Annotated in this window: 16 protein-coding genes and 1 pseudogene; 6 read left to right on the forward strand and 11 right to left on the reverse strand. The window is 66.6% G+C overall.

The features are described 5' to 3' along the window. Both BSIN_RS24910 and BSIN_RS02615 read right to left on the reverse strand, forming a co-directional pair. Nucleotides 1-124 (reverse strand): sugar phosphate nucleotidyltransferase (locus BSIN_RS24910; RefSeq protein ID WP_369828109.1); only part of this gene is annotated, 124 nt, incomplete at its 3' end. A gap of 103 nt (nt 125-227) precedes the next feature. Continuing rightward, nucleotides 228-3,095 carry a valine--tRNA ligase gene (locus BSIN_RS02615; RefSeq protein ID WP_089339429.1) on the reverse strand — a complete coding sequence of 956 codons (2,868 nt, stop codon included), beginning with the start codon at nt 3,093-3,095 and terminating at the stop codon, nt 228-230. Between the two features lie 144 nt (nt 3,096-3,239). Here BSIN_RS02615 and BSIN_RS02620 point away from each other — a divergent pair, with 144 nt between their 5' ends. Both BSIN_RS02620 and BSIN_RS02625 read left to right on the forward strand, forming a co-directional pair. Beyond that, nucleotides 3,240-5,594, forward strand: coding sequence for a UvrD-helicase domain-containing protein (locus BSIN_RS02620; protein ID WP_089339430.1), 2,355 nt, complete (start codon nt 3,240-3,242; stop codon nt 5,592-5,594). Nucleotides 5,595-5,733: 139 nt separating this feature from the next. Continuing rightward, entirely contained in the window at nt 5,734-6,516 is a 783-nt protein-coding gene (locus BSIN_RS02625; RefSeq protein WP_089339431.1) for a 5'-methylthioadenosine/adenosylhomocysteine nucleosidase, read from the forward strand. Between the two features lie 272 nt (nt 6,517-6,788). Here BSIN_RS02625 and BSIN_RS02630 read toward each other — a convergent pair whose 3' ends face one another. Further along, nucleotides 6,789-8,021, reverse strand: coding sequence for an MFS transporter (locus BSIN_RS02630; protein ID WP_089339432.1), 1,233 nt, complete (start codon nt 8,019-8,021; stop codon nt 6,789-6,791). A gap of 545 nt (nt 8,022-8,566) precedes the next feature. Here BSIN_RS02630 and BSIN_RS02635 point away from each other — a divergent pair. Together BSIN_RS02635 and BSIN_RS25050 are read left to right on the forward strand one after the other, a co-directional pair. After that, the gene (locus BSIN_RS02635) at nt 8,567-9,688 is read left to right on the forward strand and encodes a Kelch repeat-containing protein (protein WP_089339433.1); all 1,122 of its coding nucleotides are present in this window, start codon (nt 8,567-8,569) and stop codon (nt 9,686-9,688) included. Between the two features lie 226 nt (nt 9,689-9,914). Continuing rightward, nucleotides 9,915-10,664, forward strand: a complete 750-nt coding sequence (locus BSIN_RS25050; protein WP_143757296.1) for a hypothetical protein — start codon at nt 9,915-9,917, stop codon at nt 10,662-10,664. Nucleotides 10,665-10,822: 158 nt separating this feature from the next. Here BSIN_RS25050 and BSIN_RS02645 read toward each other — a convergent pair whose 3' ends face one another. From BSIN_RS02645 to BSIN_RS02660, 4 genes are read right to left on the reverse strand one after another with little or no spacing between them, the layout of a single operon-like run. Then, the gene (locus BSIN_RS02645) at nt 10,823-11,704 is read right to left on the reverse strand and encodes an efflux RND transporter periplasmic adaptor subunit (RefSeq protein ID WP_173678612.1); all 882 of its coding nucleotides are present in this window, start codon (nt 11,702-11,704) and stop codon (nt 10,823-10,825) included. 13 nt (nt 11,705-11,717) lie between these two features. Next, on the reverse strand, nt 11,718-11,921 hold the full coding sequence (locus BSIN_RS02650) for a DUF1656 domain-containing protein (protein ID WP_059518612.1): 204 nt from the start codon (nt 11,919-11,921) through the stop codon (nt 11,718-11,720). Beyond that, the gene (locus tag BSIN_RS02655; RefSeq protein ID WP_089339436.1) at nt 11,918-14,107 is read right to left on the reverse strand and encodes an FUSC family protein; all 2,190 of its coding nucleotides are present in this window, start codon (nt 14,105-14,107) and stop codon (nt 11,918-11,920) included. The genes BSIN_RS02650 and BSIN_RS02655 overlap by 4 nt, the downstream gene beginning before the upstream one ends. Nucleotides 14,108-14,125: 18 nt before the next feature. Continuing rightward, nucleotides 14,126-15,820 (reverse strand): efflux transporter outer membrane subunit, encoded by a 1,695-nt coding sequence (locus BSIN_RS02660; RefSeq protein ID WP_173678615.1) that lies wholly within the window; start codon nt 15,818-15,820, stop codon nt 14,126-14,128. Between the two features lie 173 nt (nt 15,821-15,993). On the opposite strand from BSIN_RS02660, the gene BSIN_RS02665 reads away from it, so the two are divergent. Together BSIN_RS02665 and BSIN_RS25950 are read left to right on the forward strand one after the other, a co-directional pair. Continuing rightward, a complete protein-coding gene (locus BSIN_RS02665) occupies nt 15,994-16,935 on the forward strand; it encodes a LysR family transcriptional regulator (RefSeq protein WP_089339438.1) in 942 nt (313 codons plus the stop codon). Between the two features lie 177 nt (nt 16,936-17,112). Beyond that, nucleotides 17,113-17,286 carry a hypothetical protein gene (locus tag BSIN_RS25950; RefSeq protein ID WP_173678613.1) on the forward strand — a complete coding sequence of 58 codons (174 nt, stop codon included), beginning with the start codon at nt 17,113-17,115 and terminating at the stop codon, nt 17,284-17,286. 114 nt (nt 17,287-17,400) lie between these two features. Here the strand turns inward: BSIN_RS25950 and BSIN_RS02670 are convergent, their stop codons facing one another. From BSIN_RS02670 to wrbA, 4 genes and pseudogenes are all read right to left on the reverse strand, one after another. Continuing rightward, nucleotides 17,401-18,351 carry a metallophosphoesterase gene (locus BSIN_RS02670; protein WP_089339439.1) on the reverse strand — a complete coding sequence of 317 codons (951 nt, stop codon included), beginning with the start codon at nt 18,349-18,351 and terminating at the stop codon, nt 17,401-17,403. A gap of 37 nt (nt 18,352-18,388) precedes the next feature. Then, on the reverse strand, nt 18,389-19,810 hold the full coding sequence (locus BSIN_RS02675; protein WP_069234605.1) for an FAD-binding oxidoreductase: 1,422 nt from the start codon (nt 19,808-19,810) through the stop codon (nt 18,389-18,391). A 192-nt stretch (nt 19,811-20,002) separates the two neighbouring features. Beyond that, nucleotides 20,003-20,281, reverse strand: a pseudogene (locus tag BSIN_RS26345) (DUF2069 domain-containing protein); the annotation flags it as partial. After that, nucleotides 20,278-20,886: an NAD(P)H:quinone oxidoreductase gene (gene wrbA / locus BSIN_RS02685; RefSeq protein WP_069234604.1), complete on the reverse strand. Its 609-nt coding sequence runs from the start codon at nt 20,884-20,886 to the stop codon at nt 20,278-20,280. The pseudogene BSIN_RS26345 and the gene wrbA, both read right to left, overlap by 4 nt. Nucleotides 20,887-20,954 lie beyond the last annotated feature (68 nt).

Consider the following 20,954-nt stretch of genomic DNA (forward strand, 5'->3'; position numbering starts at 1 on the left):
CAGCGTACTGGATCAGCGGCTTGTCGACGACGGGCAGCATTTCCTTCGGGCTCGCCTTGGTGGCGGGCAGGAATCGCGTGCCCAGACCCGCGACCGGGAATACCGCCTTAGTGACTTTCAACATGATCGAACCCTTGTTCCTCTTTTGATTCCATTGAATCAAATGGTGATTGTTGCACGATAGCTGGCGCAAGCGACCTTACGGTTTGTTACGCCAGAATGCACGATCAAGCCGGCAGACGAGCGAGCTGCGCGCTGAGCTTCGACAGCGTGTTGCGAAACTCCGCGAGCCGCTTCTGCTCCTGTTCGACGACGGCGGGCGGCGCTTTCGCGACGAACGCCTCGTTGCCGAGCTTTGCATTGCATTTCACGATTTCTCCTTCGAGACGGGCAATCTCCTTCGACAAACGTTCGCGTTCGGCCGCGACGTCGATCTCGACCTTCAGCACCAGCTTGTTCTCGCCGACGATAGCAATCGGCGCGCCGTGCGCTTCGCTGTCGAGCGACGCCTCGTCGGCGAGCACGCGCACCTCGGACAGCCGCGCGAGCGCCTGTACGTAAGGCGCGAACGCCGTGAGCCGAGCGACGTTGCCCGCCGCGAGCAGCGGCACTTTGGTCGCAGGAGAAAGATTCATCTCACCACGCAGATTACGACATGCATCGACCACTGCCTTCAGTTCGGCCGCCCACTGTTCGGAAGCCTCATCGATCTTTGCGGGTTCGGCGATCGGATACGGCTGCACCATCAGCGATGCGTCGCCCTCGGCGCAGCCGGCGGGGTAGCGGCCTGCGAGCGGCGCGACCTTTTGCCAGAGCGCTTCGGTGATGAACGGGATGACCGGATGCGCGAGGCGCAGCACCGTCTCCAGCACGCGCAGCAGCGTGCGGCGCGTCGCGCGCTGCTGTTCGGGCGTGCCGTTCTGGATCTGTACTTTCGCAAGTTCGAGATACCAGTCGCAGTACTCGTCCCAAACAAATTTATAGATTGCGTTCGCGATATTGTCGAATCGGTAGTCGGCGAAGCCCTTCGCGATGTCCGCCTCGACCCGCTGCAACTGCGACACGATCCAGCGGTCGGCCGCGGAGAAATCCAGATAGCCGCCGGGGCCGCATTCGCCCGCGCCGCACGCTTGCGGCTTGTCGAAGCCGCAGTCGTGGCCCTCGCAGTTCATCAGCACGAAACGCGTCGCGTTCCACAGCTTGTTGCAGAAATTGCGGTAGCCCTCGCAGCGCGCGAGATCGAAATTCACGTTGCGCCCGAGCGTGGCCATCGACGCCATCGTGAAGCGCAGCGCGTCGGTGCCGAACGCGGGAATGCCGTCGGGGAATTCCTTGCGCGTTTTCTTCTCGATGGTGGCGGCCTGCTTCGGATTCATCAGGCCCGTCGTGCGCTTCGCGACGAGCGCATCGAGGCCGATGCCGTCGACGATGTCGATCGGATCGAGCGTGTTGCCCTTGCTCTTGGACATTTTCTGGCCTTCGGCGTCGCGCACGAGGCCATGCACGTAGACCGTCTCGAACGGCACCTTGCCGGTGAAGTGTGTCGTCATCATCACCATCCGCGCGACCCAGAAGAAGATGATGTCGAAACCGGTGACGAGCACCGACGACGGCAGGAAATGCTTGAGTTCCGGCGTGTCGTTCGGCCAGCCGAGCGACGAGAACGGCACGAGCGCCGACGAGAACCACGTGTCGAGCACGTCTTCGTCGCGCTTGAGCGGCCCCGTGTAGCCCTTCGCGGCGGCCTGCTCGCGCGCGGCCTGCTCGCTCCTGGCGACGAACACCTCGCCGTTCTCGCCGTACCAGGCGGGAATCTGATGGCCCCACCACAGCTGCCGCGAGATGCACCAGTCCTGGATGTTCTCGAGCCATTGGTAGTAAGTGGCCGTCCAGTTTTCCGGCACGAACTTGATCTGCCCGCTGCGCACGGCGTCGAGCGACACTTCGGTGATCGACTTGCCCGGATGGAACGTGTGTTGCGGCGCGGGCTTCGTCATTGCCACGAACCACTGGTCGGTGAGCATCGGCTCCAGCACGACGCCCGTGCGATCGCCGCGCGGCACCATCAGCTTGTGCGGCTGCACGGCTTCGAGCAGGCCGGCTGCGTCGAGATCGGCGACGATCGTGCGGCGCGCGTCGAAGCGATCGAGGCCGCGGTACGGCTCGGGCGCGTTGTCGTTGATCTTCGCATCGAGCGTCAGCACGTCGATCATCGGCAGGTGGTGGCGCACGCCGACCTGGTAGTCGTTGAAGTCGTGCGCGGGCGTGACCTTGACGACGCCCGTGCCGAACTCTCGGTCGACGTAGTCGTCGGCGATCACCGGGATTTCGCGGTCGGTCAGCGGCAGCTTCACGCGCTGGCCGACGAGATGCGCATAGCGCTCGTCTTGCGGATGCACCATCAGCGCGACGTCGCCGAGCATCGTCTCGGGGCGCGTCGTCGCGACGCACAGGTGGCCCGAGCCGTCGGCGAGCGGATAGCGGATGTGCCACAAATGGCCGTTTTCCTCTTCGCTCGCGACTTCGAGATCGGACACCGCGGTCATCAGCACCGGGTCCCAGTTGACGAGCCGCTTGCCGCGATAGATGAGACCTTGCTCGTACAGGCGCACGAACACCTCGCGCACGACTTCGGACATCGTGTCGTTCATCGTGAAGTACTCGCGCGACCAGTCGGTCGACGCGCCGAGGCGGCGCATCTGGCGCGTGATCGTCGAGCCGGACTGCTTCTTCCATTTCCACACGCGCTCGACGAACGCGTCGCGGCCGAGATCGTGGCGCGATACGCCTTGCGCATCGAGCTGGCGCTCGACGACGATTTGCGTCGCGATGCCCGCGTGATCGGTGCCGGGCATCCACAGCGTGTTGTGGCCGAGCATCCGGTGATAGCGCACCAGCCCGTCCATGATCGTCTGGTTGAACGCGTGGCCCATGTGCAGCGTGCCCGTCACGTTCGGGGGCGGCAACTGGATCGAGAAGTCCGGGCGGTTGGGATCGAGCGCGGGCGTTGCGTAACCGCGCTTTTCCCATTCCGGCCCCCAATGGGATTCGATTGTCTGGGGCTCGAAACTTTTCGCAAGCGTGCTGTCGCTCATGGTGGGAATTCGCCGAAAGAGAGGGAAGATTGATGCGGAAACCCATCATTATAAATGGATGCGTATCGCGCCAAGCGGCGTTCCGTCGACTGCGATTTATAATGTCCGGCCCGCGCTCATGCCGTTTTTTTCGCTTCGTCCTCTATGCCTGATCTGCTCGCGAACCTGAACCCCGAACAACTCGCCGCTGTCACCTTGCCGAACGAGCCGGCGCTGATCCTCGCCGGGGCGGGCAGCGGCAAGACCCGGGTGCTGATCACGCGGATTGCGTGGCTGATCCAGCAGGGCTATGCGTCGCCGCCGACCGTGCTTGCCGTCACGTTCACGAACAAGGCCGCGCGCGAAATGATGGCGCGCCTGTCGGCGATGATGCCGATCGACACGCGCGGGATGTGGATCGGCACGTTTCACGGCCTCTGCAACCGGATGCTGCGCGCGCATTACCGCGACGCGGGCCTGCCGCAGACGTTCCAGATTCTCGACACCGCCGACCAGCTTTCCGCGATCAAGCGGTTGATGAAGGCCGCGAACATCGACGACGAGAAATATCCGCCGAAGAACGTCCAATACTTCATCAACAACGCGAAGGAGCAAGGGCTGCGCCCGGACAAGGTCGATGCGACCGACAACTTCAACCGCAAGTTCGTCGAGCTTTACCACGCTTACGAGCAGCAGTGTCAGCGCGAGGGCGTCGTCGATTTCGCCGAGCTGCTGCTGCGCTGCTACGAACTGCTCGCGCACAATCCGCCGCTGCGCGCGCATTATCAGGCGCGCTTCAAGCAGATCCTCGTCGACGAATTCCAGGATACGAACAAGCTGCAATATGTATGGCTCAAGCTGCTTGCGGGCGGCCAGAACGCGATCTTCGCGGTCGGCGACGACGATCAGTCGATCTACGCGTTTCGCGGCGCGAACGTCGGCAACATGCGTGACTTCGAAGACGAATTCCGCGTGCGCAACCTGATCAAGCTCGAGCAGAATTACCGGTCGCACGGCAATATCCTCGATGCGGCGAATCACCTGATCTCGCACAACGCGCATCGGCTCGGCAAGAATCTGCGCACCGATGCCGGCCACGGCGAGCCGGTGCGCGTCTATGAGGCCGCTACCGATGCGCAGGAGGCGGCGTGGATCATCGAGGAGATCCGCTCGCTCGTGAACACGGGGCTGGCGCGCAGCGAAATCGCGGTGCTGTACCGGAGCAACGCGCAGTCGCGCTCGATCGAACATACGCTGATGACGGCGGGCATTGCGTACCGCGTGTATGGCGGCCTGCGCTTCTTCGAGCGGCAGGAGGTGAAGCACGCGCTCGCGTATCTGCGCCTCATCGACAATCCGAACGACGATACCGCGTTCGCGCGCGTCGTCAATTTTCCGACGCGCGGCATCGGCGCGCGCTCGATCGAGCAACTCGCCGACGCCGCACGTCTGTACGATTGCTCGATGGCCGCCGCGATTCCATACGTGACGGGCAAGGCGGGCACGAGCCTGGGCGCGTTCGCGAACCTGATCGCGAAAATGCGCGCCGAGACCGCGCAGATGAGCTTGCCCGAGACGGTCGAATATGTGGTGCGCGCGAGCGGCCTCGCCGATTTCTATCAAGGCGAGCGCGAAGGCCAGGACCGCCTCGAAAACTTGCAGGAACTGGAGAACGCGGCCACCGCGTTCGTTGCCGAGGAGGGGTACGGGCTCGACACGCCCGCCCGTTCGATTCCGCTCAACGCACGCGCGAGCGCGGCGCCGGAGCTTGCGTCGCCGGACGCGGGCGATGCGGTGCTCGAACCCGCGAGCTTGGCCGATCCGGCGCAGAACCCCGATGCGATGACGCCGCTCGCCGGTTTTTTGTCGCATGCGTCGCTCGAGGCGGGAGACAACCAGGCGCAGGCGGGTCAGGACGCGGTGCAACTGATGACGGTGCACGCGGCGAAGGGGCTGGAATTCACGGCGGTGTTCATCACCGGCCTCGAGGAGGGGCTGTTTCCGCACGAGAACAGCGCGCTCGAGGCCGACGGCCTCGAGGAGGAGCGCCGGCTAATGTATGTGGCGATCACGCGTGCGAAGGAGCGGCTTTATCTGTCGTTTGCGCAGAGCCGGATGTTGCACGGCCAGACGCGCTACAACATTCGCTCGCGCTTTTTCGACGAACTGCCGCAGCACGTGCTCAAATGGCTCACGCCGAAGGCCGAGGCAGGCGCGCGCTGGGGCGGCCGCTCGGACAACGCCGGCTGGGGGCGCGACTGGTTCGCGCGGCCGGGCGCGGCGCGCGACAGTGTGGTCGACGCGGCGGTGTCCGCGCCGCTGCCCGCGTTCGCGAATCAGCAGCGCGCGGCCGAGAACGGCTTCAGGATCGGCCAGCAGGTGTTCCACACGAAGTTTGGAGAGGGCACGGTGACGGCGCTCGAGGGCAGTGGCGCGGATGCGAAGGCGCAAGTCAAATTCAAGCGGCACGGCGAGAAGTGGCTCGCGCTCGCGGTAGCGAAGTTGCAAGCCGTCGAGTGAGCGGGCTGGCGTTTCGAATGGCCGCCGGCGATCCGGCGTGCCCGGCGCAGCCGGCACGGCCGCCGATTAGCCGCCGATGAGCCGCCCCTCGACCGGACGCCTTCGCGCCGGCCAGGTGCCCCGCATGTCAGGAGATCGAATGAAGCAGTGGATGGACGCGGACCGGCCGCTCGGCATTCTTGCCGCGCTGCCGGAGGAGCTGGGCGACCTCGTCGCCGCGATGCGCGCGAGCGGGCCTGTCGACGCGGTGCGGCTTGGCCCGCGCGATTATCACGTCGGGCTGGCATACGGCGTGCCGTGTGTCGTCACGCTTGCGCGCGTCGGCAAGGTCGCGGCCGCCGCGACCGCGAGCGCGCTGATCCATCGCTTCGACGTGCGCGGGATCGTGTTTACGGGCGTGGCGGGTGGCATTGCGCGTGACGTGTCGGTCGGCGACATCGTGGTGGCCGATGCGCTGCTGCAACATGATCTCGACGCGTCGCCGCTCTTTGCGCGTTTCGAGGTGCCGCTGCTCGGCGTGACGCGCTTTGCGGCCGATGCCGCGCTTGCCGGCCAATTGAAGGCGGCTTGCGAGCGCTTCGTGGCCGACCACGGCGCCGCGCTGAACGCGCGCTTCGGGCTGCGCGGCGCGCGCGTGCACGAAGGGCTGATCGCGAGCGGCGACCGTTTCGTGTCGAGCGACCGCGAGGTGAGTGCGTTGCGCGACGCGCTGCCGGACGCGTTGGCCGTCGAGATGGAGGGCGCGGCGCTCGCGCAGGTCTGCTATGAATACGGCGTGCCGTGTGCGATCGTGCGCACGATCTCCGATGCCGCGGACGATCATGCGAGCGCTTCGTTTGTGACGTTTCTCGCCGATATCGCCAGCACGTATTCGTCGGGGATTTTGCGGCAATTCCTGCTCGCGCACGCGAACGGGATGTGATGCGCCGGCATGCTTGTCGGTGCGTGCCGGCATAGGGGCGCGGCGCATGAGTCGCCAAGCGAGATGGGCGGGCGAGCAATGTCGTTTGCGGCGTTGCGCATCGGCGAAAACCGGGCATCGCAAACGGGGCGCCGAGCAACGACGTTGAATCCCGCAAGGGGGAAGCGGCGCATCGCGAACGCGGCCGCCGCCCCGAGGGCTGCGCCCAGCGCCGCGCCCGGTCCCCTCGCACTAGGCGCGGCTGCCGTCACCAGCGCGCTTCGCGCCGCCGCTTACGCGCCGCGCCGGCTGCGCCGCATGCTGCTCTCGAGATCCGGCAGAAACACCGTCAACACGCCGATCAACGGCAGGAACGAGCAGACCTTGTAGACGAACGCGATGCTCGTCACGTCGGCAAGCTGGCCAAGCACCGCCGCGCCGACGCCGCCCAGCCCGAACGACAGCCCGAAGAACAGGCCGGCGACCGTGCCGACCTTGCCGGGAATCAGCTCCTGCCCATAGACGATGATCGCCGCGAACGCCGATGCGAGCACCACGCCGATCACGACCGTCAGCACCGTGGTCCAGAACAGGTTCGCGTAAGGCAGCAGCAACGTGAACGGCGCGACGCCGAGAATCGATACCCAGATCACGTATTTGCGGCCGATCCGGTCGCCGACCGGCCCGCCGATCAGCGTGCCTGCCGCGACGGCGGCAAGGAACACGAACAGGTGGATTTGCGCGGCCTGCACGCTCAGATGGAACTTGTCGATCAGATAGAACGTGAAGTAGCTGTTCAGGCTCGCGAGATACAGATATTTCGAGAACACCAGCATCACGAGCACGCCGAGCGCGAGGGCGACCCGGCGCGGCGGCAGCGTGGCGGGCGACGCCTGCGCGGCTTTTTTCTTCGACGCCGGATGACGCTTGTACCAGCGGCCGATCTGCGTGAGCACGACGATCGCGACGAGCGCCGCCGCGGAGAACCACGCGATGCTGCGCTGCCCGTGCGGGATCACGATCAGCGCGGCGAGCAGCGGGCCGAGCGACGAGCCGGCGTTGCCGCCCACCTGGAACAGCGATTGCGCGAGCCCGTGTTGACCGCCCGAGGCCATGCGCGCGACCCGCGACGATTCCGGATGGAACACCGACGATCCGCAGCCGACGAGCGCGGCGGCGGCAAGCAGCAGCGGAAAATTCGGTGCGACCGACATCAGCAGCAGGCCGGACAGCGTGAAGCCCATGCCGATCGGCAGCGAGTACGGTTGCGGCCGCTTGTCGGTATAGCTGCCGATGATCGGCTGCAGCAGCGACGCGGTGATCTGATAGGTCAGTGTAATCAGGCCGATTTGCGTGAACGACAGCGAGAACGTCGCTTTGAGCATCGGATAGATCGCGAGGATCAACGATTGGATCATGTCGTTGAGCAGATGCGCGAAGCTGATGGCGCCGAGCACCGGATAGGCGGTGCGCGCGGCGGTAGCGCGCACCGGGGCGGGGGGACGATGGTCGAGGCTGGTTTGCATGGTGATTCGGAGGTCTCTGAAGGGGCGCCGCGTGCAGTGCTGCCGCGTGCGATTCGTTGAATGTGTCGTCGGAGTGTAATGTGGCTTCTAAAAAGTGTCAGGACAATTTTTGTCGCAAAGCGGACAAATCTGGGCAGGCCAGGGATAAGTCCGGGGGCGCGGCCGGACAGCGGCCGTTCAGGCCGAACGGCCCAACGTTGCCGCCGGGCCCGAACGGCCAATCAGCGCTTGCGGGCGGCGCAGCGGTGAGAAGGTGTCGGGGGGCGGCGGCATGACTGGGCGTTGCCGCGCTGGCGCATGAGTTGATCCGCTAAAGCCGCCCGATCGGCGCGCGGCGACACGGAATAGAAAGCGCGGCACGGAAAGGCGGCCGGAAATGGACAAAAGGAACGGTTCTTCGCTCCGACACTGAGGGGGCGGGTGCGGCCGGCGTTCCCCTTTACGCTCGGAGGGCGGCGTTCGACGCTCGCCAATGGAGGCGCGCGGCGCTCCGGTGCGGCACCGAGCGGTTACCGAACCCCGCCTTCAATCAGGAGAGAAACGCGATGAATTTCCAAGAAACGCCTCAGGCGCTGCAAGTTCATCTGCAACGCAGGCTCGAGACATTCGCTGCCCGCGCGGGCGCAACGGCCAATGCCCGAGCAAACCGCGCAGAGGCCCCAGGGCCGGGCCGTTGGGTATCCGCCGGCACGCTAGGAGAGCCGGGCGCCTTTGGCAACTATCGGGCGGTATGTCTGGAAAGCGGCAAGATACTGGCGGTTGCCGGCAACGCGTATCGAGGCGATCCCGACCAGGCGCAGTGGGTTCCGGCCGGCAACTTTCCGCAGGGCACGTTCTTGACCGATGGCCTGACTTTATTGCGGGACGGCACGGCGCTGGCAATCGGCTTCGACCGCACGGCGATGCAATTCCGAGGCATTGTCTACGATCCCGCGAGTCCCGCCGATAGCGCGTGGCAGTTCACCGGTTATCTGATCGAAGCCCGCAGGGATTTCGCCCTGGCCTCGTTGCACGACGGCAAAGCGCTCGCGGCCGGCGGCGTGCATATGCATTACCTCGCGTCCGCCGAACTCTACGATCCGGTTTCGATGCAATGGCACGCCACGGTGCCGATGGCGGTCGCCAGGGCGAGCACCACGGCAGCCTGTCTTCGGCACGGCACAGCCGTTTTGGTTGCCGGTGGGATAACGCAAAGCGGCGATACCCTGCAACTGGTGGAGCGGTACGATGCCGATCCGGTCTCGCCAAGATGGACGACCGTTGCGCCGATGACGCACCCGCGCCAGGGCGCCAGCGCGATCGTCCTGCCTGACGGCAAAGTCGTGGTGGCGGGCGGCGTCCCCGCAAGCGGCACGCTCGAAGTATACGACCCGGACGGCGACCGCTGGGAAGCGCCCGTCCCGTTGAAGTACGACAGGCTTTACTATCCTGCGATGGCAATCGTGGACGGCGGAAAAGTGCTGATCGCGGCCGGCGGGAACGACAAAGCCGCTGAAATATACGATCCGGTGAAAGGCGAGTCGCAGCCGGCGGCCGCGATGAGCGAACTGCGGTATTTCCCTGGGTACTGCTCGACGAAAGGCGGCAGCCTTGTCGTGGTTGGGGGGCTCGATCCGACGCAGAATTACCGGTCGCTCGACACTGTCGAACGGTTCATCGCCGAATAAGCGCTGCCGCTTCTTCGTGCCTGGCCGGTCGCCAGGTGGCACCGGCCAGGCACGCTTCCGTATTTTCATTCCGCGCCGGAAATCATTGCGCCTGCTGATCATGCTCGGGTGGCGAGGGTTGTTCCTCGATTCCGCCAGTCCGTCCCCGGGCGGGCGACGCTTGCGCCGCGGCGAATTGAAAGCGGCAAACTGCTGCATGAACGCAAAAGCATTGGACCGACCTTCCATGCTCGACATCAGCCGCCCAAGCTCTCGGCGCAGTGCCTGGGCGCCCTGCTTCATGCGGGGCGAACTCGGGCGGGTGCCAACGGCGTCGCGCCACGGCCGGCTTTTCGCTGATGCGCGGGCCATTGCGTGTACGACGCAGACCGAAAAGTCAGACCATTGCATCATGTCCCCCTGTCTTTTTAATTTTCACGGTGATGCCATCATGCGCAGTTCTCTCAATTTTCCCGCTGGCCAATCGAGTTCTGCCGCTTCGAGCACTACCGACGGTGCGTCCGAGCCCAACGCCGGCGGTTCAGGCTCCTCCCCCGCGCGCGGGGCGGCGGAACCTGCCGAGGCGGGGCGTCAGCGGGATCCGGCAGACGTGCTGCCGCTTGCCGGTCAGGTGGTGCGCATATCCAGCCCCGCGCGGGCTTCGTTCCTTGCGGCTGCCTCCGCGCTGGCGGGGCTGCGCGGGGCGCGCCCGGGGCCATCCGGCGTGCAGATGGCGCAACGCAATCTGGAAGCGTTCAAGCGGCAGGTGGATCAGCTGCATCAAGACGCGCGGCGGCAGGCGGGGCAGCCGTTGCCGCAGCCCGAATTGATGGCCGATTTCATCATTTCGGTCGGTCAGGGGATAGGGCGGATGAGCCGGGAGGCTTTCGCAATGAAACACGGTATTTCCACGCATTTCGCCAGAGCCATCGGAAACGAGGATGGCACGCTGACGCAATTCGGGCGATGGCTGTTGCGGAACGATTCGTCCAACTAAGCGATGCGTTTGCGTGCGTTGTGCACGCAAACGCACGCAGAACCGGCGCGACGCGCGATCGGACGTCGAGCGGGCGCGCGCTGCCGGGCCGATGCGATCCGGCCGGCCCGGTTTGGCGCGGCGGCGCGGTAGCGGCGCACGGGATGCCGGCCGGCTTCTCAGGATTTCTTCCGCTGGCCGCCGTCGGGCTGGACGATCACCGTGCAGGTCGTGCCGGCCGACAGCACGAGATCCTTCGGCACCTCGTCTATATGGATGCGCACCGGCACGCGCTGCGCGAGCCGCACCCAGTTGAACGTCGGATTCACGTCGGCGACGAGATCGCGGCTTTGCGGGTTGTCGCGGTCGTAAATCCCGCGCGAGATGCTTTCGACGTGGCCTTTCAGCACTTCGCCGCTCATCAGCCGCATCTGCGCCTTCGCGCCGATCTTCACGTGCGGCAGCTTGGTTTCCTCGAAGTAGCCGTAGACCCAGAACGAATGGCTGTCGACGATCGCGAGCTTCGCCTGGCCGGCGTTCGCGTAATCGCCCTTGAACACCTGGAGATTCGTCACGTAGCCGTCCACCGGCGAGATCACGCGCGTGCGTTGCAGATTGAGCTTCGCGGCGTCGAGCGCGGCGAGTGCCTGCTGGTACTGCGCCTCGGCGCTCGATGCGGTGTGCGCGGCGTTCTCGCGGCTTTCCTTCGATACGACGAGCGCGTCGAGATCCGCGCGGCGCGCCGCGTCGTCGCGGCGCATCTGCAACTCGGCGCGGCGGGCGGCGACGGCGGCCTGCGCCTGCTCGACCGCGATCTGGTAGTGCGACGGGTCGATCTGCATGATCAGATCGCCTTTCTTTACGAACTGGTTGTCGCGCACCGGCAACTCGACCACCGCGCCCGACACGTCCGGCGCGACGTTGACGATCTCGGCGCGCACACGTCCGTCGCGCGTCCACGGCTCGTCCATGTAATGGACCCACAGCGCGCGCCCGATCAGGATCGCGACGATCAGGATGGCGGCTGTCGCGACGAAGCCGAAAAGTTTTCGCAAGAGCATGGTTCGATTCATATCAACGATAGACGGCGAGACTGAGCGCCCCGCAAATGCAGACGAGCAGGCTGGCCCGGAACAGCGACGGGTGCCAGACGACGCGGTAGAGCCCGGTGTACGCGAGCAGGCGGTCGAGCAGCCAGGTCGCGAAGCCGCCGATGACGAACATCAGCACGACAGTCGGGATGTACGCGTCGAATATCGCGAGGTCGCGCGGCATCATGACGAAGCTCCTTCGGCGGGTGGAACGGGCGCGCCGCCCAGCGCGGCGAGCGGCGATTCGGGGTCGAGCAGCGCGGTGCGCACGAAATGCAGGTAGGACAGGATGCGCTGCAATTGATGGCGCGTCTCGCGCGGCGGCGCGAACGTGGCGAGTGCCTGCTGGGCCGCGGCGATCGCGTCGACCGTCGCGGCGAGCGCCGCGTCCAGGCGCGTCGGCGCGGGCCGCGAGAACAGCGCGGCGAGTGCGTCGCGCGCGGTGTCGATCGTGCGCCGCCATGGCATCGTCGGCGCATAGCGCGGATCGTCCGGCAGCGCCGCGAGCGTTTCGCGCAGGTCGATCACCGCATTGCCGGTTTCGAGCACCGCGAACATCCAGCGCAACGCTTCGCGCTGCGCGCCCGGCTGATCGGCCGACAGCGCGTGCGCCTGGAACATCAGATCGCGCGCGCCGCTCTCGAAGCGCGAGCGCAGGCCGGCAACGCGCGCATGGCAGGCGGCCACCACCTGGTGGCGCAGGTCCGCGAACAAGCGCTTCTTGAGCCACGGCGCGCTCGGCGGGAACAGCACCGCAAACGCGATCGCCGATACGATCATCGACAGCACGAGCGCGATTGCATCGTTCATGAAGCCGACCGGATCGTAATGCGTGAGATTTTCCGGGCCGGCGAGCGTGCAGAAGAAGATCAGATAGCCGGCGCCGACGCCTGCGTATTTCGGCGAGATCGACATGAACACGCCAGGCAGCAGGAACGGCGCGAGCGACGCGCACAGCAGCACGAAGCCGTCGATGTGCGGATAGACGCCGAACATCAGAGCGAAGCCCGTGATTACCGCGAACGCCGTGCCGATCGCCATTTGCGCGGCCATCTTCGTCGGCTGCGGCGACGACGACGCGAGCGCGCACACGGCCGCCGAGTTCAGCACGAGCGTCACGCCGCTCGGCCACGCGCTGTAGATCCAGAACACGCTGAGCAGCAGCATCACGGCGGCGGTGCGGATGCCCGCGATCAGCGCGGCCGTCGCATTCGTGCGCGGCTCGTAGCGCTCGATCCAACGCTCGCGCTCGTGCGTGCTCGCGGCGAGCGAGCCGTAGGTGGCCGCATACGCGTGCAGGTCCGTGATGAAGCGGTACAGCAGTTCGGCCGCGGTATCGAAATCGAGCAACGCGGCGTCCGGTTGCGTCTCGAGCGTGGCGCGCGTCGCGCGAATCCGGCGCGGCAGCGCGTCGCGGTACGCGAGCAGTTGCTCGGCCGCGAACACGGCGTCGGCTGCCGTGCGCACGTGTTCGCCGTTGCGTGACAACAGCGGCGCGATCTCGCGGAAATACGGCTCGAGCGCTTCGACGGCCGGCGCGTTGGCCGCGTGCAGCCGGTTCATCAACTGATGCAGCGCGTGAAAGCGGCTTGCCGCCGTCATGAATTCGCTGTTCAACCGCGACAGCCGGCCGCTCCTCATCCGGGTGTCCGGGTTTTCGAACACGGCGATGCTGCGCGCCGCCTCGAAGCCGACCACGTCCGCGACGAAGCGCGTGTGGACGCTCTCGATCTTCGAACGATCGAGCGTGCCCGCGAGCGTCGATGCGACGTAGTCGACGAACGCGCCGAAGCGCTGGCGCACGGTGGTGCGCATCTGCTCGCCGGCGTAACGCGGAAACACCAGCGCGCTGACGATGCCGGCCGACAGAATGCCGATCGAGATTTCGGACACGCGCGTCATCGCGGTCATGAACGCGCCGCCGGGCGCCTGCGACGCGGGCAGGCCGATCAGCGCGGCGGTGTAGCCGGCGAGCAGAAAGCCGTAGCTGCGGAAATTGCGGTTGCGCGCGGCGCCCGCCGTGCAGAGCGCGACCCACAGCGCGACCGCGAGCACGAACAGCAGCGGCTGTTGCGGAAACAAGCCGACGAGCGTGAGTGTCGCGCTCAAGCCGACGAATGTGCCGATCAGCCGGTAGAAGCTTTTGGCGAACACCGCGCCGCTTTGCGGCTGCATCACGATGAACACGGTCGTCATCGCGGTTTTCGGTGCGGGCAGGTCGAGCACCATCGAGACGCCGAGCGCGACGAACGCGGCAGCGAGCGCTTTCACGAGATAGAGCCAAGCGGCGCCATCGGTGCGCGCCCAATCGCGCATCGCGTTGGCGAGCGGGGCGGCGGACGATGCGCTGGAGGCGGCTGGGGCGGCGGACATGATCGGCTGGCTCCGTGATCAGGGCGCCGCGGTTGCGGCGGGCGGCGTGAGCGGTACGCGCGGCGCGGCAGCGGGCGCGGGCCTGGCAGCGGGTATATGGGTGGCGGGCATGGCGGACGTGGCGGATACAGCCGATGACGTCGCCGTCGCCGTCGCCGCGGGCGCCGGGGCCGCTGCCGTCGGCGTGGCTGCCGATGCGTGCGGCATCGCGACTGACGCCGCTGCCGCCGGGCCCGCGAGCGCATTCGCCGCCGGCGCGTCGCTGTCGCTGTCGCGCGCCGCGTCGCCCTGCGGCTCGATTCCGCCGCCGAGCGCGACCATCAGCGACGCATGCGCGGCGAGCCGCTGCGCGTCGATGCGCGTCTGATTCTCCTGCGCGCTCAGCAACTGGCTTTGCGCGAGCAGCACGTTCACGTAATCGGTCAGCCCGCGGCTGAAGCCGGTATGAGACAGATCGTAGGTGCGCTGGGTGAGCGCAACCGCGCGCGCCGCGTCCTTGCGTTGGGTGTCGAGCGAGCGCAGCCGCACGATGCTGTCGGCGATATCCTTTAGCGCGCCGACGAGCGTCTGGTTGTACTGCTCGACCGCCATGTCGTAGCCCGCGGCCGCCGCGCCGAGCTGCGCGCGCAACCGGCCGCCCTCGAAGATCGGCAGCGTCAGCGCCGGGCCGGCGGACCAGCCGCCGTTCATCGCGCGCAAAAAGGTGGTGAACGCGCCGCCGACGGCCAGGCCGCCGAGCGATGCGATCAGGTTGACGTTCGGGTAGAACGCGGCCTTCGCGATGTCGATGCCGCGCGCCTGCGCATCGACCGTCCAGCGCGCGGCGACGACGTCCGGCCGCCGGCCGATCAATTCGGCCGGCAGCGCGGACGGCAGCCCCGCGCGCGCATTCAGCGCGAGCGTGGGCCGCGTGAGCGCGTCGCCCGCGCCGGGGCCCTTGCCCGCGAGCGCGGCGAGCTGATGGCGGCCGAGCTGAATCGCCTCCTCATAGCTGTCGATCTGCCGCGCGTAGTCGGGCAGCGGCGCCTCGGCCTGGCTGACTTCGAGCTGCGTGCCGATGCCTGCTTGCAGACGCTTGCGCGCGAGCGTGGCGAGTTCGTGCTGGCGTTCGTAGGCCGCGTGCGCGATGTCGAGCAGCGCGTAATTCTTCGCGAAATCGATATAGGCGAGCGTCACGTGCGTCTCGAGCGCGAGCTGCGCGGCGCGCGCGTCGGCTGCTCTCGCGTGCGCCGCGTCGAGCGCGCGCTGCGTGTTGTTCTTGTCTTCGCCCCACAAGTCGAGGTGATACGACAGGTTGAGCCCGCCCGTATTGTTCCAGGTGTTCGAATCGGCAAGCGGGCCGGGGCCGTAATAGACGTTGTCCGGCCAGTGCTGGCGCATCAGCGACAGCGAGCCGTTCAGTTGCGGCAGCTCGCCCGCGTGCGCTTCGCGCACGAGCGCCTGCGCTTCGCGCACGCGCGCCTGGGCGGCCGCGAGCGACGGGTTGCCGGCGAGCGCCGCGGCGATCCATGTATCGAGCTGAGGGTCGCCATACGCGTGCCACCAGTCGGCCGCAGGCCAGCCCGCGTCGCGCTCGGCCGCGGCGATTGCGGTGCCTGCGTCGAGCAGCGCCGGATCGAGCCGTCTTGCCTGAGGGGTTGCGTCTCCCATGCTCGCGCAACCGGTCATTATTAATGACATTGCAAGAACCGACAGTGCAAGCGCCCCACTGATTGCCGGAGACCGCACGATTTTCTCCCTTTTGAATAAAGATGAGTCGAGCGAAATTATATTTTTTTGCGAATTCTAGAATAAGCCAACAAGAATGCAACGCATTCTTACGGAATCCGAGATAATATTGTTGGGCGTATGTGCAACAATCTGGCCGGATTCGATAGGGAAACACCATGGATACGCTCCAAAACATGCGCGTGTTCGTCCGTGTGGTTGATGCGGGCAGCTTCACGGCGGCAGCGCAGCAGCTCAATACGACGACGGCCTACGCGTCGCGGGCGATCTCCGATCTGGAAGCGCATCTGCGCACGCGCCTGCTGAACCGGACGACCCGCCGCATCGCGCTTACCGAGGCGGGCGAGCGATATCTGCAACGCTGCGAGCAGATCCTCGCATATGTCGAGCAGGCCGAGGCGGAGGCAAGCGACGCGCACGCGCGCCCGTCGGGCAAGCTGAAAGTCCATTGCATGACGAGCCTCGGTCAGCATTACACGGTGCCCGCCGTGTCGCGCTACCAGCGGCGCTATCCCGACGTCCACGTCGATTTGACGCTCGCGCAGCGCTTTCCCGATCTGCTCGAGGAAGGCTTCGACGTGTCGCTCGTGGTCGGCCGCGATCTGCCGGATTCGGGGCTCGTGTCGCAGCGGCTCGGCGTGACGTTCAGCGTCGTATGCGCGTCGCGCGCGTATCTCGACAAGCACGGCGCGCCGCAGCGCCCGCAGGATCTCGCGAGCCACGTGTGCCTCGCGATGGTCGCGCCGGGTTTGTACTGGGACGAATGGAAGCTGACGGGGCCGAATGGCGACGAAGCCGTCACGCTGTCATCGCCGCCGTTTCGCGTCAATGTCGCCGAGGCGCTGGCGGTCGGCGTGCGCGAAGGGATGGGAATCGGCGTGCTGCCGCTTTATTCGGCGATCGCGGGGCTGCGCAACGGCGACTTCGTCCGCGTGATGCCCGAATACCGGTCGCACGTGATGAACATTTACGCGCTATACGCTTCGCGCCAATATCTCGACGCGAAAATCCGCACGTGGGTCGATTTTCTGCGTGACGAACTGCCGTTGGTTCTCGAAGCCGACGAGGCCGAACTCGAACGATTCACCCTTCAGACCTGAACGCCGAATGGGCGCGCGAAACGGGAAAAAAGCAAAAGGGCAATTCATGTCGCCAATCGGCGGAATTGACCGTGTTTGACGCTGGCGCAACATTTTTTAACGGTCGTTCGGCAATGGGTTTGCTACTGTCTTTTTTAGGCACTCGTTCAACACATTCGACGAATCGGGGAGAAATCGATGAATACGCAACTGCTGATGGGCCTGGGCGCGCTCGCACTGCTCGGCGTGGTGGGCGTTGCCGCATCGCGCGAGTTGCTGCGCGCGCTCGATGCGCAAATGCGCCGTGCGCCGGTGCCGGTGCCGGTGCGTGCGCGCCGCGTGCACCGCGACGGCCGGCGGACCGTGCTGTGAGCGGCATCGTTTCCCGTTGCGGCGAACGTGGCTTTCGTCGCTGCGAGCGCGGTTCCCGCCGAGGCGTGCGTCGCGCTTACCGCCGCATTCACCGCCGTGCGCTGAATGCGCGGGTCATCCGAGCGTGACGACTTTGTTCCATTCGAACGCCGGGTTTTCGTGTTCGCCGGTGCGCCGGCTCACGTAGCCGTGCGGGTTGCAGACGACGCGCGTGCCGTTTGCCGTCGTGTAATCGAAGGATGTGTGCGTGTGGCCGTGAATCCATAGCGAGACGGGCGGCCGCACGAGCGCGGGGAGATCATTGACGAAGCCGGACGACACGAGATCGCCGGCGTAGCGGGCGGCAAGGCTCGCGCGATGTGGCGCGTGATGCGTGACGACGATCGTTGCGCCTGCCCACGGCTTCGCGAGTTCGCGCTCGAGCCACGCGCGCGCGGTGCGGTGCAGCGCCAGCGCGTCGCGCGGCGTGAAGCAGCGGGGAGGCGGCGTGGCGGCGCACGGTAGCGTGGCGCCGGAAGCGGTCGCGGCGGATGCGCTCGGATGGAGCGTGCCGGGAACGCGGGCGATTGCCGGTTCGGCGGTCGTATCCGTGCCCGGCGGTTGCCGAGCGGCAAGCTTCGCGCCGTTCGCGCCGTCCGGCCAGTCGACCTGAATCAAGCCCCTGAAATCGAGCATCGCGCGCTCGCAAGCGGCGATCGCTTGCGTGTGCGTATCGGCGTCGGCGCCGAACAGCGCGAAATCGGTCCAGAGCGTCGTGCCGAGCACCCGGAAGCGTCCGGCGGGGTCGATATACGTATCGTTGTTCAGATAGTGCACGTGATCGAGCGCCGATGCGGTATCGCGCATCGCGGTTTCGAGCGCGCCGAATTCGCCGTCGTAGTACTCGTGATTGCCGGGCACGTAGACGACCGGCACGTCGGGGGCGAACGTCTGGGCCGCCCAGAGCAAGCCTTGCGCATGATTGTGAATATCGCCCGCGAGGACGACGAGATCCGCGTGCGCGAATGGGATCGTATCGGGCTCATGGTGTTCGAGATGCAGATCGGACAGCACACGGATCTTCACGGGCGGCTCCTTCGCGGCGCGGCGCCGACGCGTCGCGTCAGTGCAGCACCTTGCCGGGGTTCATCAGGTTCAGCGGATCGAGCGCGGCTTTCAGCGCGCGCATCATGTCGATTTCGACGGCCGGCTTGTAGCGCTGCGCGTCGTCGATCTTGAGCTGGCCGATACCGTGCTCGGCGCTGATCGTGCCCTGGTACTTATGGACGTTGTCGTAGACGATCCGGTTGATCGGCGCTTGATATTCGGCGAGAAAGGCCTTCGGATCGCCGCCTGCGGGCGCCTGCACGTTGTAATGCAGGTTGCCGTCGCCTAGATGTCCGAACGTGACCATCCGCGAGCCGGGCGCGGCGGCCTGGATCGCCGCGTCGGTTTCGTCGACGAAGCGCGCGATTGCCGAGATCGGCAGCGCGATGTCATGCTTGATGTTGAGCCCTTCGTCGGCCTGCGCGAGCGGGATGTGCTCGCGCAGATCCCAGAACGCGCGCGACTGCGCGAGATTTTCGGCGACCACCGCATCGACGACGAGCCCGGCCTCGAACGCGTCTTCCATCATCTTCTCGAACAGCGTTCGCGCGTGCGCTTCGCTCTCGTTGTCGGACAGTTCGAGCAGCACGGTCTGCGGGTGCGGCGCGTCGAACGGGTAGCGCAACTGCGGATAGTGCTGGCCGACCAGGCGCATGCAGAAATCCGACATCAGCTCGAACCCCGTCAGCAGCGGGCCGGCTGCGCGCTGCGCGAGCGCGAGGAAGTCGATTGCCGCGTGCGGCGATTCGAGCGCGGCCAGCGCGGTGACCTGGGCGGCGGGGCGCGGATGCAGCTTCATCACGGCGGCAGTGATGATGCCGAGCGTGCCTTCCGCGCCGATGAAGAGATCGCGCAGATCGTAGCCGGTGTTGTCCTTGCGCAGCCCGCGCAAGCCGTCCCAAATTTCGCCTTGTGGCGTCACCACCTCGAGCCCGAGGCACAGCTCGCGCGTGTTGCCGTAGCGCAGTACCGCGGTGCCGCCCGCGTTCGTCGCGAGATTGCCGCCGATCGTGCAGCTTCCCTCGGCGGCGAGGCTCAGCGCGAACAGGCGGTCGGCCTGCTGCGCGTGCGCCTGCACGTCGGCGAGGATCACGCCGGCTTCGACGGTGATCGTATTGTTGTACGGATCGAGCGCGCGCACGCGGTTCAGGCGCGCCAGGCTCAGCACGGCCTGTTGGCCGCTCGTGTCAGGCGTCGCGCCGCCGGCGAGCCCGGTGTTGCCGCCTTGCGGCACCAGCGCGACGCGATGCGCGAGCGCGAGCTTGACGATCGCAGCGACCTCGGCGGTGTTCGCCGGGCGCAGCACCGCGCACGCCGCGCCTTGATAGCGGCGGCGCCAGTCGGTAAGGAATGCGGCGGTATCGTGCGCATCGGTCAGTACGTGATCCGCGCCGATTGCGTCGCGGCAGGCGTCGATGAAAGCGGAGGAAGCGGTCATGGCGATGGTTCGAACTCGAAAGAGGAACGCGGTCGAAGAAATCAGGAGCGCGGGCGGCTGGGGGGCGGCGGGCATTGCGGCCGGATCGGCCGCCTGCTTGGCCGCTTGCTTCGCGACGCGCTTGAACGGCGCGACATAAGCGAGCGCGGCCCCGAAAAAGCCGAACGCGAGCGCGGCCTCGGCCCAGCCCAGCCGAGCGGACAGCCCGACGTCCGTCATCCCGCGCACGATGCCTTCCGCAAGATAGATCAAAATCAGCATCGACGCCCACTGCAGTGTATAGACATTGCGCCGCCATACGCCGGGCAGCGCAAGCGCGAGCGGCACGGCCTTCAGCATCAGCGCGGAGCCGCCGGGGCGCAGCGGCGCGAGCCGGGCCTCCCATGCGAAGCACAGCACGATCAGCAACGCTGCGCATAGCGCGGCAGCGCGCGCCGCGCGCGGGTTGGCCGCCGCCGCGCGCGCGCTCATGCCGATGCCGCGTCGAGCCGCGCCGCGATGCGCGCGAGCCGTGCGCCGAGCGCGATCGCGAGCGTTTTTTCGTCGACGGAGATAGACGCGTGCACGGCGTCGGCGGCGCGCGCGAAGTGCGACGCGCCATACGGCGTGCCGCCCGTTTGCGTGACAGTCAGCGTGCTTTCGGTGTACGGGATGCCGACGATCAGCATCCCGTGATGGAGTAGCGGCAGCATCATCGACAGCAGCGTCGATTCCTGCCCGCCGTGCAGGCTGCCCGTGGACGTGAACACACACGCCGGCTTGCCCGCGAGCGCGCCCGAGAGCCATTGCGGCGTCGTGCCGTCGAGAAAGTACTTGAGCGGCGCGGCCATGTTGCCGAAACGGGTCGGCGAGCCGAGCGCGAGGCCCACGCACTCGTCGAGATCGCGCGGCTCCGCATACGGGGGGCCGTCGTCGGGAATGTCGGGCTGGGTGGCTTCGCAGAGAGTCGATACCGGCGGCACGGTGCGGATGCGCGCCTGCATGCCGGGCACGCCGTCGATGCCCGTCGCGATCGCGCGCGCGAGTTCGCGCGTCGCGCCGTGACGGCTGTAATAGAGCACGAGGATGTCTTTCATAGGCCTCTTGAATGAGCGGCTATTATAGGGGCTGAAGCTGGCGCGCCGCGTGGGGGTTTGTCCCGCCG

The sequence above is a fragment of the Burkholderia singularis genome, from assembly GCF_900176645.1.
GTDB lineage: Bacteria > Pseudomonadota > Gammaproteobacteria > Burkholderiales > Burkholderiaceae > Burkholderia > Burkholderia singularis.

What these genes read in the sequence shown, in the direction of transcription:
- BSIN_RS02615 (WP_089339429.1), bottom strand. Translation starts at nt 3,095, where the DNA reads ATGAGCGACAGCACGCTTGCGAAAAGTTTCGAGCCCCAGACAATCGAA.
- BSIN_RS02620 (WP_089339430.1), top strand. Translation starts at nt 3,240, where the DNA reads ATGCCTGATCTGCTCGCGAACCTGAACCCCGAACAACTCGCCGCTGTC.
- BSIN_RS02625 (WP_089339431.1), top strand. Translation starts at nt 5,734, where the DNA reads ATGAAGCAGTGGATGGACGCGGACCGGCCGCTCGGCATTCTTGCCGCG.
- BSIN_RS02630 (WP_089339432.1), bottom strand. Translation starts at nt 8,021, where the DNA reads ATGCAAACCAGCCTCGACCATCGTCCCCCCGCCCCGGTGCGCGCTACC.
- BSIN_RS02635 (WP_089339433.1), top strand. Translation starts at nt 8,567, where the DNA reads ATGAATTTCCAAGAAACGCCTCAGGCGCTGCAAGTTCATCTGCAACGC.
- BSIN_RS25050 (WP_143757296.1), top strand. Translation starts at nt 9,915, where the DNA reads ATGCTCGACATCAGCCGCCCAAGCTCTCGGCGCAGTGCCTGGGCGCCC.
- BSIN_RS02645 (WP_173678612.1), bottom strand. Translation starts at nt 11,704, where the DNA reads ATGCTCTTGCGAAAACTTTTCGGCTTCGTCGCGACAGCCGCCATCCTG.
- BSIN_RS02650 (WP_059518612.1), bottom strand. Translation starts at nt 11,921, where the DNA reads ATGATGCCGCGCGACCTCGCGATATTCGACGCGTACATCCCGACTGTC.
- BSIN_RS02655 (WP_089339436.1), bottom strand. Translation starts at nt 14,107, where the DNA reads ATGTCCGCCGCCCCAGCCGCCTCCAGCGCATCGTCCGCCGCCCCGCTC.
- BSIN_RS02665 (WP_089339438.1), top strand. Translation starts at nt 15,994, where the DNA reads ATGGATACGCTCCAAAACATGCGCGTGTTCGTCCGTGTGGTTGATGCG.
- BSIN_RS25950 (WP_173678613.1), top strand. Translation starts at nt 17,113, where the DNA reads ATGAATACGCAACTGCTGATGGGCCTGGGCGCGCTCGCACTGCTCGGC.
- BSIN_RS02675 (WP_069234605.1), bottom strand. Translation starts at nt 19,810, where the DNA reads ATGACCGCTTCCTCCGCTTTCATCGACGCCTGCCGCGACGCAATCGGC.
- wrbA (WP_069234604.1), bottom strand. Translation starts at nt 20,886, where the DNA reads ATGAAAGACATCCTCGTGCTCTATTACAGCCGTCACGGCGCGACGCGC.